At 26.2% G+C, this 14,908-nt stretch carries 15 protein-coding genes; 11 read left to right on the top strand and 4 right to left on the bottom strand.

Features of this window, described 5'->3' with window-relative positions; genetic code table 11:
- Positions 1-211 precede the first annotated feature (211 nt).
- The 4 genes from Q5F54_RS04460 (at position 212) to Q5F54_RS13130 (ending at position 4,322) form a co-directional block, all read left to right on the top strand.
- Complete coding sequence (locus Q5F54_RS04460; protein WP_071120356.1) at positions 212-1,231, top strand: BMP family protein; 1,020 nt, start codon at positions 212-214, stop codon at positions 1,229-1,231.
- A 361-nt stretch (positions 1,232-1,592) separates the two neighbouring features.
- Complete coding sequence (locus Q5F54_RS04465; protein WP_071120357.1) at positions 1,593-2,027, top strand: flavodoxin; 435 nt, start codon at positions 1,593-1,595, stop codon at positions 2,025-2,027.
- A gap of 201 nt (positions 2,028-2,228) precedes the next feature.
- Complete coding sequence (locus Q5F54_RS04470; RefSeq protein ID WP_302334021.1) at positions 2,229-3,857, top strand: DEAD/DEAH box helicase; 1,629 nt, start codon at positions 2,229-2,231, stop codon at positions 3,855-3,857.
- A 3-nt stretch (positions 3,858-3,860) separates the two neighbouring features.
- Positions 3,861-4,322, top strand: coding sequence for a C-terminal helicase domain-containing protein (locus Q5F54_RS13130; protein WP_302334027.1), 462 nt, complete (start codon positions 3,861-3,863; stop codon positions 4,320-4,322).
- Between the two features lie 139 nt (positions 4,323-4,461).
- Here Q5F54_RS13130 and Q5F54_RS04480 read toward each other — a convergent pair whose 3' ends face one another.
- From Q5F54_RS04480 to Q5F54_RS04490, 3 genes are read right to left on the bottom strand one after another with little or no spacing between them, the layout of a single operon-like run.
- Entirely contained in the window at positions 4,462-5,265 is an 804-nt protein-coding gene (locus Q5F54_RS04480) for an ABC transporter permease (protein ID WP_302334022.1), read from the bottom strand.
- The gene (locus Q5F54_RS04485) at positions 5,259-5,957 is read right to left on the bottom strand and encodes an ABC transporter ATP-binding protein (protein WP_302334023.1); all 699 of its coding nucleotides are present in this window, start codon (positions 5,955-5,957) and stop codon (positions 5,259-5,261) included. Before Q5F54_RS04485 ends, Q5F54_RS04480 begins: the two co-directional genes overlap by 7 nt.
- A complete protein-coding gene (locus Q5F54_RS04490; protein ID WP_180703484.1) occupies positions 5,957-6,325 on the bottom strand; it encodes a GntR family transcriptional regulator in 369 nt (122 codons plus the stop codon). The genes Q5F54_RS04485 and Q5F54_RS04490 overlap by 1 nt, the downstream gene beginning before the upstream one ends.
- A gap of 387 nt (positions 6,326-6,712) precedes the next feature.
- Here Q5F54_RS04490 and Q5F54_RS04495 point away from each other — a divergent pair, with 387 nt between their 5' ends.
- Positions 6,713-7,990: an MATE family efflux transporter gene (locus Q5F54_RS04495; RefSeq protein ID WP_302334024.1), complete on the top strand. Its 1,278-nt coding sequence runs from the start codon at positions 6,713-6,715 to the stop codon at positions 7,988-7,990.
- A 321-nt stretch (positions 7,991-8,311) separates the two neighbouring features.
- On the opposite strand, the gene Q5F54_RS04500 is transcribed toward Q5F54_RS04495, so the two are convergent.
- Entirely contained in the window at positions 8,312-8,590 is a 279-nt protein-coding gene (locus tag Q5F54_RS04500; RefSeq protein ID WP_071120366.1) for a hypothetical protein, read from the bottom strand.
- A 173-nt stretch (positions 8,591-8,763) separates the two neighbouring features.
- On the opposite strand from Q5F54_RS04500, the gene Q5F54_RS04505 reads away from it, so the two are divergent.
- The 6 genes from Q5F54_RS04505 to Q5F54_RS04530 all read left to right on the top strand — a co-directional run.
- The gene (locus Q5F54_RS04505) at positions 8,764-9,285 is read left to right on the top strand and encodes a cob(I)yrinic acid a,c-diamide adenosyltransferase (protein ID WP_071120367.1); all 522 of its coding nucleotides are present in this window, start codon (positions 8,764-8,766) and stop codon (positions 9,283-9,285) included.
- Between the two features lie 81 nt (positions 9,286-9,366).
- Positions 9,367-9,981 (top strand): DUF4397 domain-containing protein, encoded by a 615-nt coding sequence (locus Q5F54_RS04510; RefSeq protein WP_071120368.1) that lies wholly within the window; start codon positions 9,367-9,369, stop codon positions 9,979-9,981.
- Positions 9,982-10,206: 225 nt separating this feature from the next.
- Positions 10,207-12,162 carry a [FeFe] hydrogenase, group A gene (locus Q5F54_RS04515; protein WP_281537827.1) on the top strand — a complete coding sequence of 652 codons (1,956 nt, stop codon included), beginning with the start codon at positions 10,207-10,209 and terminating at the stop codon, positions 12,160-12,162.
- 330 nt (positions 12,163-12,492) lie between these two features.
- Entirely contained in the window at positions 12,493-13,890 is a 1,398-nt protein-coding gene (locus Q5F54_RS04520; RefSeq protein WP_302334025.1) for an MATE family efflux transporter, read from the top strand.
- Positions 13,891-13,983: 93 nt separating this feature from the next.
- Entirely contained in the window at positions 13,984-14,283 is a 300-nt protein-coding gene (locus Q5F54_RS04525) for a hypothetical protein (protein ID WP_071120371.1), read from the top strand.
- Positions 14,284-14,527: 244 nt separating this feature from the next.
- A partial coding sequence (locus Q5F54_RS04530) for a peptidase U32 family protein (RefSeq protein ID WP_302334026.1) occupies positions 14,528-14,908 on the top strand: 381 nt, incomplete at its 3' end.

Raw genomic sequence — 14,908 nt, forward strand, 5'->3', positions numbered from 1 at the left:
AAAAAATTTAAAAATATATTGACAGTTTTGCAAAAAAATGTAATAATAAGAAAAATAAGAAAAACTTTAATTTGGTCCAGAGAGACTAAAAAGATATTTGAATAGTTTAAAGTATAAATGAACGACTATCCTTTTATCTCTTTAGGTAAAAGGATTTTTTATTGCAAATATCTTTTAACTTTGGAAGACATCATATGTGGAGGTTAAGAAGATGACATTTAAAAAATTAGCAACATTAGCAATGGCAACAGTAGTATCAGCATCATTATTAGTAGGATGCTCAGGAAGTAAAGAAAGTGCAAAAGATGATAAAATAACTGTAGCAATGATAACTGACGTAGCAGGAGTAAACGACCAAAGTTTCAACCAAAGTGCATGGGAAGGACTTCAAAGAGCTGAAAAAGAATTAGGTATAGAAGTTAAATACTTAGAATCAAAGCAAGATTCAGACTATGCAACAAATATAGAAACATTAGTTGATGAAAACGTAGACTTAATACTTGGAGTAGGTATGAAATTAGCTGATGCAATAAAAGAAGGTGCTGAATTATATCCAGAACAAAACTTTGTATTAGTTGATAAAGAATTAAAAGATGCTAGCAATGTAAAGAGTATATTATTTAAAGCTGAAGAATCAGCATACTTAGCAGGTTTAATAGCAGGTAAAACTACTAAAACAAATAACGTAGGATTTATAGGTGGTATGGAATTACCAGTTATAGATACTTTTAAATATGGATTTATGGCAGGAGTAAAAGCAGCTAACCCAGATGCTAAAGTTCAATCTCAATATGCAAACTCATTTACAGATCAAGCAAAAGGTAAAGCTATAGCTAACCAAATGTACTCAAACGGTGCAGACATAGTATTCACTTGCGGTGGAGACGTTGGAACAGGTGCTATAGAAGCAGCTAAGGAAAATGGTAAATATGCAATAGGTGTTGATAGAGACCAAAGTGATTTAGCACCAGAAAATGTATTAACTTCAGCTATAAAAAGAGTTGATGCAGGTGTATTTGAAACAGTTAAATCATATGTAAATGGAACATTCGAAGGTGGAACAACTACAACTTATGGATTAGAAGAAAATGCAGTAGGGGTACCTGACACTACTAAAAACTTAGTTTCTCAAGAAATATTAGATTTAGTTGAAGAAACAATTACAAAGTTAAAGAATAAAGAAATAACAGTTCCTAAGAACGAAGAAGAATATAACGCTATGGTTAAATAGTTAATATAAAATAAAAAGGCTAGAAATAAGATTTTGTATAAAACTTATCTCTAGCCTTTTTTACGCTTAAGGATATTATAATACTTAAAAAAATGTGGATAACTTCTGAATGTAAGTAATATCAATCAACTAGTTTTGAGCGTAAAAAAGATTTTGAAATGCTTCGCCCACGCAGTGGCTCAAGCAACGGACGAAGTCGTTGGCGACATGAAATGTTTCGCCGACACGTCGCTCAAGCGAAGCGAATTTTTTATATATTTTAGTTGACATAGATAAAAAAATAATATATTATTTAATTAACGATAGTGATAATTATTATCAATTAATTGATAAATATATTAAATAATATGGAGGAAAAGGAATGAAAATAGTATATTGGTCAGGGTCAGGTAACACTGAAAAAATGGCAAATTTAATAGCACAAGGTATAAAAGAAAATGGAGTAGAAGCTCAAGTAATAGACGTATCTCATGCTAATTCAGATATATTTAATGATGAAGACATAATAATATTAGGGTGCCCAGCTATGGGAGCAGAAATGCTAGAAGAAAGTGAATTTGAACCATTTATAGAAAGTATATCAAGTAAGGTATCAGGGAAAAAAGCAGTACTGTTTGGCTCTTACGATTGGGGCGATGGTGAATGGATGAGAGACTGGATGAGCAGAATGGAAGAGTATGGTTGTGATGTAATATTTGATGGTCTTATAATACGCGAAGCATTGGAAGATGATTGCACAGAGTGTTTAGAGTTAGGTAAAAAAATTGCAGGAATGTTAGTTAAGTCATCTAACTAATATTAATAAAACACTTATATTTAAAAGTAAACCTTTTATCTATAAGTGTTTTTATTTATTTAAATTTATTAATCTTATTTAAAATATCATATAATTTAACTTTAAAACCTAATAAAATAAGTTTTATAATTTTATATCTATCTAAATATTAAAATTATGAGTATAATAGAGATTAACGCTAAAAATGAAAGGACATTAAAAATGTACTCAAATTTAATAGAAGAAATAATAAGATCTCATATAGATAAAAATAAATTTAATACAGGATTTTCTTTCTTTAAAAGAAATTTAGTTATAAATGATTATTCAAAAGTAGATGGTGATAATATAACTTTTTATGCAACTGTAATAGATGAAAATCATAGAAACTACTACACAGCAATAATAAGTATAAACACAAAAACAAGAGTAATATCAAATATGAGTTGTGATTGTCACAGTTTACTATCAAATACTAAACCTCAAATATGTAGTCATATAGTAGCTACGGTATTAAATGGATTAGAGAATTTAAATAAAGAAACTAATGATGAATATATAGATGAAAATATAACTATAACTCCTAATATAACTCTGGATATATCTCAATCAAGAAATGGATACATGAGTATGAAGCTAAATATAGAGGGAGTAGATTCAAATGAATATAGAGAACTATTTAGCTCATATAAAAATAATAATAGATTGTATAGAATGAAAAATGGAGCTTATTTAGACTTAAAAGATAATGACTTAGAACAAGCATTTAAATTAATAGATATATTAAATATATACAATGACTTTGATAATATGAAAATACCAAATAACAAAGCTATATACTTAGAAAAGCTTATAGAAGATGAAGACTTAAGCTTTGTAAATGGTAGTAAATATGTATCTAATGTAATTAAGAAATTTGATAAAGTTAAAAGTAAAAATTATGAAATTCCAAAAGATTTAAATGCAACTCTTAGAGATTATCAAGTAAGTGGATTTGAGTTCTTTAAAACTTTATCAGATTATCAGTTTGGAGGAATACTAGCTGATGAAATGGGTCTAGGTAAAACTATACAAACAATAGCTTTTTTACTATCTAATAAAGATAAAAAAAGCATAGTAATAACACCAACAGCCCTTATATACAATTGGAAAAATGAATTAGAAAAATTTGCTCCAACATTAAAAGTTGGACTTTTACATGCAGCAAAAAGTGAAAGAGGAAAGATATTAGATAATATAGATAACTACGATGTTATACTAACTACTTATACAACTTATAAAAATGATATAGATAAATATAAAAATATAAACTTTGATTATTGTATTATAGATGAAGCCCAAAACATTAAAAATCCAGATGCGATTATTACAAAAGCTATAAAAAATGTAAATGCTAAAGTTAGATTTGCATTAACTGGAACACCTATAGAAAATAACTTAATGGAACTTTGGTCAATATTTGATTTTATAATGCCAGGATACTTATATAATAAATCAAAGTTTAAAAGTATATTTGTAAATAACGATAAAAATATTATAGAGCTTAAAAATCTTATAAAACCGTTTATATTAAGAAGAACTAAAAAAGAAGTTATAACAGAATTACCAGATAAAATAGAGCAAAAAATTATAATAGACTTAGAAAAAGAACACAAAAGAGCATATAAAGGATATGTAAACCTTATAACTAGAAAAATAAAAGAAAATAATCAAGACAATATAACTGTATTTTCATATTTAACAAAATTAAGACAACTATGTTTATCACCAGAACTTATGGTTAAAAACTACCAAGGTAAAAACTCTAAGTTAGATGTTTTAATTAACATTATAAATGATTCAAGTGATTAGAAAATATTAGTATTCTCTCAATTTACAAAAGTACTAGAAGTTATAGGTAAAAGATTAAATGAAGAAAATATATCGTATAGCTATTTAGATGGTAAAACTAGTGCAAAGGATAGAGTAAAGCTAGTAGAAGAATTTAATACGAATAATAATAAAGCATTCTTAATATCTTTAAAAGCTGGAGGAACAGGTTTAAACTTAACAAGTGCAAACATAGTAGTTCATTTTGACCCATGGTGGAATCCAGCTGTTGAAGATCAAGCAAGTGATAGAGCTCATAGAATTGGTCAAAAAAATGTAGTTAATGTAATAAAGCTTATAGCAAAAGGTACAGCAGAAGAAAGAGTAATAAACTTACAAGAAACTAAAAAAGAGCTTATAGAAGATGTTATTAATGGAAACTTAGATAATAGCTCTACGCTAAAGAATTTATCTAAAGATGATATAATAGATTTATTTATGAGCTAGAATATAATACTTATATATTAATCTAATTTGTTGTGCTAGTTATTTTACTAAATATATTGAAGATTATTAAGATGATTTAAGAATACAAGATTTTACATTAAAAAGGATTATAACTTATCAAAGCTATAATCCTTTTTTATTATTCTAAATTTAATTTTTTATTTAAAATATAACTTGTTGCAAAGAATAATACCAGTATTATAATTATATTAATTATTATTGCTACATTAAGACCTTTAGAAACAATAGATGATATGCTATCAATTGAATAATTAACATTATCAATAGCTTCAATATTTACAAAAGCATTATCAACTATATTTTGAACATAAGATATAAGTAAGTTAATAACTAAAAATCCTATAAATGAAGATACATTTCTAAATCTATTAAATATTGGCAACTGACCAATTGAAAGAGATAAGTATACATTAAATATAAAAATAGTATAACTAATAATAATTAATAATACTATCTTAAAAAATTCAGATAATATAGTAGTACCAAGTATATTTGATATATTTGAAAACAATAAATTAAATTCATTTATAAAGTAACTATAATTAAAATCCCCATAAGTTGCTATCGTAAATATTATAGTAAATGATAATAATGCTACAATAAAACTTAAAAATGTCCATATTAATGAAGTTAAATATTTTGATAAAACAAGATACTTAGAACTTACAGGAAGGGTAAACATTAAGTAACCTTCATCTTTAAGTAAGTTTTTATTAAATCTTTGTATAGTAACAACTATAGTAATAACAAATAATGAAATAAATAAACACATAAGTACAATAGTTGCTAAACCTTGAATATTTAATATTTCTAAGTTTAATGATAATCCATTTACTATAGAGACAACAAGTATTGCTATATAAAGAGGTATAAATACTCTTGAAGTAGCTTTTAATTCATATTTTAATAACTTACCTAACATTTAAATTCCTCCCTAAATAAAGCATCTATAGACTTTCCTTTTTCTTCTCTAATTTCATCTACATTACCTTGTAAAACAATATTACCATTAGATATAAAAATTACATCATCACATATATTTTCTATTTCACTTATTAAGTGAGTAGCTATTAATAATGTACTATCTTCACAATAATTTGTAATAATAGTTTTAAGGATATAAGTTCTAGCAGCAGGGTCAACACCACCAATAGGCTCATCTAGTATATAAAGCTTTGCATGTCTTGACATAACAAGTATTAATTGAACTTTTTCCTTAGTTCCTTTAGACATAGTCTTAAGCTTTTCATTAATATCTATATTAAAACTTTTTACCATATCCATAGCTTTATCTATATCAAAATCATCATAAAAATCATTGAAAAAGTTTAAAATATCAGAAACCTTCATCCAATCATTAAGATAAGTTCGCTCTGGTAAATATGATACTATACGCTTAGTTTCTATAGAAGGCTTTATACCATCTATCAGCACATCACCACTATTAGGTTGAAGTAACCCATTTATAAGCTTTATTAAAGTACTTTTACCACTTCCATTAGGACCTAAAAGTCCTACAATCTTTCCTTTAGGAATATTTAAATTCATATTACTTATAACTTCTTTTTTTGAGTAACTTTTATATACATTTTTAATTTCAACGATATTGTCCATTAACTCATCTCCTTTAAATTATTTATAACTAATTCTATTAGTTCTTCTTTTTTGTAACCAAGTTTAGTAAGTATATTGTATAGAGATAATATTTCAACCTTAGCGACTTCTTCACGTAGTTGATTTATATTATCTTCATTATCAGTTACAAACCTTCCACTTGTTCTTTGGCTGTATAAAAGATTTTCTCTTTCAAGTTCAGATAATGCCCGTTGCATAGTATTAGGATTTACACCAAATTCTTGAGCCATATCTCTTACAGAACTTAACTTAGAACCTGGTTTTAGCTCTTTAGATATTATCTTAAGTTTGATTATATCTACTAGTTGAAGATATATAGGTTTATTATTATCAAATTCAAAAGACATATATCCCTCCTTATTATTGTATTAAGTACTTAATACAATAATAACCATCTATAGATTATTTGTCAATGTATTTAATTATTTATATATAGGAGATACTAATAAAAAGAGAATTTTTATAGAGTAATAAAATAGAAAGCTTAAAATAAAAATATGTAAAGAAGTGAAATTATAAAATTTAAATATTAGGCTATGTTTTAAACTAGTGTTGAAAATGATACAATATATTTAACTTCGCAATTGTTATATAATGCGAAATAAAGATACTCGTGATACTATATATAGTGATTTATTGATAATGTTAATTATACTTAATTTTGGAGGTGGTCTTTTGTATCTGCTTGATTTATCCCTTCTTTTTTAATAATAAAAAAAGAAGGGTGATTAATTATGAAAACAAATAAATTAGCAATTCCGCTGATGTTAAATAGTATTTCTTCTACGATTATAAATTTATGTGACCAAGCTATGGTTGGTAGAACTTACTTAGAAGGATTTGCTTCAGTTGGGATAATTGGAAGTAATATATATAGCATAACAGGTGTATTAGGTGCTATTTCTATAGGATTTAATATATTAGGTTCAAAAGCAAAAGGAAGAGATGATAATACAGATTTAAATAATAGTTTATTTTTTAGTATCGTTGCAAGTGTAATTATAGGGTGTATTTTCTTTGGATTATGTATTTTCAGGGGAGAATACATTTTACAGAATTACTTCAAAATTAATGGGGATACATTAAAAGATGCAACTTTATATCTTCATATATTTAGTTTATCATTAGGTATAAATCTAGTCTTATTTAATATATCATCATATTTTAAAATAATGAATAAAACAAAATATATACTGTATGGAAATATAATCTCGTGTGTATCAAATGTATTATTTGATTATATACTTATATTTGGTAAGTTTGGATTTCCTAAATTAGGTATAGTAGGAAATGCTATTGGTTCAGTTTTGTCATTAATACTGGGCATAGTATTTTATATTATTATAATAAAAAAATATAAATTGATTAGTAAGACTAAAATCAGTCTATTAAAAAATGCAAAAGAAATTTTAAAGGTATCTTCTCCTATGATATTGCAAGAGTTTGTAGAGTCTACGATAGTTGTATTTATGATGAACTATATATTATCTCAAATGGGTATGTTAGAAGTTTCTATATATAACCTACTTTTCAGTATAATAAATATAGCGTTAATGCCGATGTATGCTTACTCTCATGCATCACTAAATATAATAAGTGAGGACATCGGAGCTAAAAGTTGTGTTTTTAGAGCGATAGGATTTTATTTAGTTATATGCATAGTGATATTAATATTTAAAAATCAAATACCAATGATTATAACTAATAATACAGATTTAATTAGTAATTCATCTAAGTATATGCTTATTATAATTACTGCAAATATTATGAATATACCTAGCTGTATACTAAAATTTAGTATGCAAGCTTTAGGTGAAGAAAAGGTTGTATTTGTATATTCATCTATAATTTCAATTTTATCTACATTCTTAATATATATATTAGCGTGTATGCTAAATGGTGGACTAAATAGTGTATATATTGGATTAATGATAAATTATTCAATTTTAACTGTAGTTTTATTAAAGAAGTTTTATGTGACTAAAAAGAGTTTTATAGTTAAATATTCTTAATGTAAAATTAAGAAATATTAAAAGATGGATTATCAAACAAATACTATATTTTAATGTTTAATAAATGAAAGTACTGTTTTATTGAATATTATATATTTTCGCAATTTTAATATAATGCGAACTAAATCAAGAGTTTTATGAATAAGTAAATACAGCTCTTGATTTTTTTATTATTCAAAAATTATATAATTTCAACATTATATTAAAACATAGCCAAATATTATTATAAAATTGAATTGATAGTCTATATTAGATAATAAACATATAAGTAATATAAAAAAAGTACTATAAATATAAAATAGCTAAATAAATTTAGCTTAACTATACAAATATACTTCTTTGAATATACTTTAAAGAATCAGAAATATTATCAAATATTTTCTTTGTAACCATCAATCTTTCAATATATTCAGGATAAACTGCAGTATCAAATACTTTATCTATTTTAACTTCTATATGGTTATCTATACAGGATATATATATACACTTAGTATATTTATAAAAAGATTTAAATATAAGAATTTTATTATTTGTTACTCTAAGTAAAGTATAACCACATAAGTTCAAATTATTTTTTAAGTAGTTTAAGTTGTTTTTCATATAATATCTCCTTAATTAAACAAAGCTACATGCCTTTTAATATAGTGGGAAAAATAATTCATGATGATAATGTGAAATGATATCATAATTATTTCCATTAAGTTAAAAAGTATACTTAAAAATTTGATTAATAATTAAATAATGGGTATTAATATACATAAGGAGGTGAAAACATGAAAATATATACAAAAACAGGTGATAAAGGTCAAACATCATTATACGATGGGACACGAGTTGACAAAGATAGTATAAGAGTTGAATCATATGGAACAATAGATGAGTTAAATTCATACATAGGTTTATGTATGCACTATATAAATGAAGATGAGAAAAAAGTATTATTTAATATCCAAAGAGATTTATTTTATATCGGATCAGAGTTAGCAACTAAAAATACAGAGAAACTAAACAAAGTAGTAACTGATAATGATATTAAAAATTTAGAAAATATAATAGATAAGTATATGGGTGAGGCTAAAGGAATAGATTCATTTATAATACCAGGTACATCCTTAGCATCAGCCCACTTACATATAGCAAGAACAATATGTAGAAGAGCTGAAAGAATTATAATATCTCTTAGTAAAATAGAAGAAGTAAACCCAATGCTTATAAAATATATAAATAGATTATCTGATGCTTTATACGCTATAGCAAGATATAGTGAAGATAAATTAATACCTATGGAATTTTAATAATTAAAATATAAAGGAACCAAATAAATAAAAGTAACATACTATATAACGTGTTTAAATGTGTAAACAGGGGGATATAATATGGATTGCTTTGAAATAAAAAATAATAGTTCCTTAGTAAGAGTTTTTCATGCTGCACCTCAAGCACCAAATGTTGATGTGTATGTTAATGATCAAATGGTTTTTAGTAATTTAGCATTTGGCGATTTTACTAGATACGTATATTTAGATGAAGGTGAATATAATGTATCTGTGTATTTAGCTGGACAAAAGGATAGACCAGTTATAAATCAAATGGTTGATGTGCCATCACAACAAATATTTACTATAGCAGCTACTGGAAATTTAGATAACTTAGGTTTATTAGTTATACCTGATAAAGTATCAAAATCACCTTCTCAAAACTATAGCTCAGTAAGAGTAATACATTTATCACCAAATGCACCAGGTGTAGATATATTAGTTGATGGTGATACATTATTTGAAGACATATCTTTTGGAGAAGGAACTGATTATGTAGATTTAAATCCTGGAACATATAATGTAAATGTTGTATTAAATACTGATAAAAGTGTTGTATTACCACTTAAAGTAACATTAAATCCAGATAAGATATACACTATATATATAATAGGTAACCCACCTACTTTACAAGCGGTTCAAGTCGTAGATGGAAATACTTATGCTTGTAGATAAAATTTAAGATTAATATTTTAAGTAACTAATAAAGAAAAATATAATAATTATATAAGTACTTAAAATAATGAGCCTATATGGCTTATTATTTTTTTGAAATTTGTCCAAAATAATGTATGTATATATATTAAAATATGATAAAATTATAGTTAATAAAATAACAAATGATATTTTAAATATTAAACTTACAAAAGGGACAAAAATTACAAATAAGGAGTTAAAGAGATGGCTGATAAAAAAACTACACTTATACAGAGTTCTAGAGGATCTGTATTTTCTGTTTTTGGGGAAGAGGAACTAAATCAAATAACAGAAGAAGGTAAAAGAAAGGTTGCAGTGTCTGGTAAAATAAATGAACCAGGAATAATAGAAGTGCCTGAAAATGCAACGCTTAATGATATAATTGATATTTGTGGGGGAATATTAGACAAAAAGAAATTTAAAGCAGCGCAACTTGGAATTCCATTTGGAGGATTTTTAACTGAAGATAGTTTAGACAAAGTTTTAGATTTTGATTTATTTGATAAAAACAGCAGTAGAAATATTATAATACTATCTGAAGACGATTGTATAGTTCAATATGCAACTTTCTATGTAGATTATTTAATAGGTAGAATTGAAGATAGCAACAAAAGCGAAATATATAAAAAGTACTCAGAAGTTAAAGAAGAAGTATATAGAATATGGAGAGTATTAGATCGTATAAGTAAGGGAAGGTCTAATATGCGTGATGTATACCTATTAAGAAGATTATCAGGGGAAATAAAAGACAAACTAAACCAAGAACATAATATAATACAAGAAATTATTGAAAACTTCTATGAGGAAATAGAAGAACATATAGACGAAAACATATGTAAAACTTCACAATGTAACCACCTTACAAAACTTACAATTACAGATAGATGTATAGGATGTGGTGCTTGTAAGAGAGCCTGTCCTGTAGATTGTATAGATGGAGAACGTAAAGAACAACATTACATAGATTATACTAGATGTACACACTGTGGTGCTTGTGTATCAGCATGTCCAGTAAATGCTATAACTGCAGGAGATAATACATTTAAATTCTTAAGAGATTTAGCAACACCAAATAAATTAGTTATAACTCAAATGGCTCCAGCTGTAAGGGTTGCTATAGGTGAAGCATTTGGATTTGAACCAGGTACAAATGTTGAGAAAAAAATAGCTGCAGGACTTAGAAAATTAGGTGTAGATTATGTATTTGATACTACATGGGCGGCAGATTTAACTATAATGGAAGAAGCAACAGAATTCCAATATAGATTAGAAAAACATATAGCAGGAGATAAAGATGTTAAGCTTCCAATACTTACTTCATGTTGTCCTGCATGGGTTAAATTTATAGAACAAAACTACGCTGATATGCTAGATGTTCCATCATCAGTAAAATCACCTATGCAAATATTTGCAACTGTTGCAAAAGACTTATGGGCAAAAGATAAGGGTATACCAAGAGATAGACTTATATCTGTTGCTATAATGCCTTGTATTGCTAAGAAATATGAAGCATCTAGACCAGAGTTCTCAAGAGGTATGAACTACGATGTAGACTATGTTATAACAACTAGAGAACTTATAAAAATATTTGAAGATTCAGGAATAAACTTAAATGAAATAGAAGATGAAGAAATAGATTCAATAATGGGAGAATATACTGGTGGAGGTATAATCTTTGGTAGAACTGGTGGAGTTATAGAAGCTGCAACTAGAATGGCTGTTGAAAAAATGACAGGACAAAAACTAGAAAAAGTAGAATTCCATGAACTTAGAGGATTTGATGGATTTAGAAGTTGTGATGTAGAAGTTAATGGACTTAAACTTAGAATAGGTGTTGCTCATGGTCTTAGAGAAGCTGCAAAAATGCTAGATAAAATAAGAGCTGGAGAAGAATTCTATCACGCTATAGAAATAATGGCATGTACTGGTGGATGCGTAGGTGGAGGTGGACAACCTAAAGCTAAAAAGAGGGTTGAAACACTAAAACAAAGAGCAGAGGGATTAAATAATATAGATAGTTCATTAGCACTTAGAGTATCAAATGAAAACCCTTATGTTCAAGCTATATATGATAAATACCTAGATTATCCAATGAGTCATAAAGCTCATGAACTACTTCATACAAAGTATTTCGTAAGAGTAAAAAATCCTAAAAAATAAATTTAAATATAATAAAATCTTAAGATATAATTCTTAAGGTTTTATTTTTATATAGATAAGGTAAAATATATTAAGTAGCAAAGGGTTTATTTAAATTGATTGATAGGCTCTTTTTATTTAAATTAGTATTATTATTTGTTAAAATTAAAATAGAAAAAGACATTAAGAGTCGATAGGAATGAATACGAAAGATATATTACTTATATGGCTACTTTCTGCGCTTTTAAAGTAATCTAAATACATATACATTTAAGAATATATATTAAGATATTTTATAGAATATAAGAATCAATTATATAGATATTTATAAATATAATAAGAGGTGAAATTATGAAAGGTAGAATTGATTTAACACAAGGAAAAATAACAGAAAAATTAGTAAAGCTATCACTTCCTATTATGGCAACTTCATTTATACAAATGGCGTATAATATGATTGATATGATATGGGTTGGAAAAGCTGGAAGTAGTTCAGTAGCAGCAGTAGGGACTGCAGGATTTTTCACTTGGCTTGCTATGGCGTTTATTACAATTTCAAAAGTAGGTGCAGAAGTAAAAGTAGCTCAGAGTATGGGTCAACATGATGTAGATGAGACAAAATTATATATAAAATCAGCAATAGAAATAAACATAATTCTTTCTATTTTATATACTATATTCCTTATAATGTTTAAAGACCAATTGATTGGATTTTTTAGATTAGGTGATGAAAATGTAATATCTATGTCAAAAGAGTATTTAGTAATAGTAGCTTTTGGGATGATATTTTATTTTATAAATCCAGTATTTACTGCTATATTCAATGGTATGGGAAATAGTAAAACTCCATTTTTAATAAATACTATAGGGTTATTAACAAATATAGTGCTAGATCCAATTTTAATACTTGGATTAGGTAAAATACCAAGTATGGGTGTAGCAGGTGCTGCAATTGCAACAGTGGTTGCACAGATAGTTGTAACAAGTTGTTTTATGTTAAAGATAATAAAAAGTAAAGAAATATATTTTAAGATTATCCCATTTAAAGATATAAAATTAAATTATTATAAAATATTGTATAATTTAGGTATACCAGTAGCATTACAAAGTGGATTATTTACACTATTTTCTATGACACTAGGCGTAGTAGTTGCATCATTTGGACCAGTAGCCGTAGCAGTTCAAAAGGTAGGGTCTCAAATAGAATCTATATCATGGATGAGTGCAGAGGGTATAGCAGCAGCACTATCTAGCTTTGTTGGTCAAAATTATGGTTCAAAAGATTATGATAGAATTCAACGTGGATGTAAAATAACCCTTTTAATAGCTATAATTATGGGAACTATAAATACAATTCTTTTAGTATTTTTAGGAAAATACATATTTAGCATATTTATAAATGAAAGCGAAGCAATATTAAAAGGAGCAGATTACCTTAAAATATTAGGATACTCTCAGTTATTTATGTGTATAGAAATAGTAATAGCAGGAGCATTTAGAGGGCTTGGAAAAACTTTAATCCCGTCATTAGTTAGTATAATTTTAACTGGAAGTAGAATTCCTCTTGCATATTTAATATCAAATCCTAGCATATTAGGTCTTAATGGAGTATGGTGGAGTATAAGTATATCTAGTATATTAAAAGGTATATTACTTCTTAGTATATTTATAATACTTATAAGAACACAAAAATTATATGGATTTCCAAAATTAAAACCAAATTTTGTAGAAGATGAAAATAATATATAAAATAATTTTTAAAATAGGTGGATATAACTCTACCTATTTTTTATTAAAAATGATATTATAAAAAAAGAAATTAAACATTAGGAGAAGATGCAAATGGAAATGAGTATATTAATAACTAATGAAGCTAAAAGAGAACTAGATAAATTATTAGAAAATAGCGATAAACAATGTATAAGAATACTTACAAGAGGTATAACTATGACATCAGAGGCAAAAATAGACCTTGAACTTGATGAACCTAATGCTAATGATAACTTATACGATGTAGATGGTTATAAAATAATAATAAATAAAATTTTAGATTCACAAATGAATTATATAACTATATCTTACGGTGGTCTTTTAAGTAGAAATCAATTCTGTGTAGAAGCAGATTTTTGTTTTTATTACTAAAATAATTGGCTAATTTAAGTTATAAAAAGGTAGTATTATTAAAATAGATAGATAATACTACCTTTTATAATATACTAATACTTATAAAAATATTAAACTATACAAAATTAATACTATAAACTATCTTACCAACCTAAAAGTATTGAAGGATTAAAAAACTAATGATATAATAAAAAGGTTTTATATGCACTATAATTGGGTAATATAACTTATTATAAAAGTATAGGTAGATAAAGGAGACAAAATGAAAAAGATAGAATTATTAGCACCAGCAGGTGATTTAGAAAGATTAAAGATAGCCTTTACTTATGGAGCAGATGCTGTATATATAGGTGGAGAAATATTTGGTATGAGATCTGCTGCGAAAAACTTTACTATAGAAGAAATGAAAGAAGGAGTAGAGTTTGCACATAACTTAGGAAAACAAGTTTTTGTTACTATAAATATAATACCTAGAAGTGAAGAACTTGAACAACTTCCTCCATACCTTTTACAACTTCAAGAAATAGGTGTAGATGCTGTTATAGTAAGTGATGCTGGAGTATTTTCAATAGTTAAAAAGACAATACCTAATATGGAAGTACACATAAGTACACAAGCTAGTACAAGTAACTCTGTAGCAGCT

It is taken from the genome of uncultured Romboutsia sp., from assembly GCF_958366745.1.
In the GTDB taxonomy this organism is placed as follows: Bacteria; Bacillota; Clostridia; order Peptostreptococcales; family Peptostreptococcaceae; genus Romboutsia; species Romboutsia timonensis.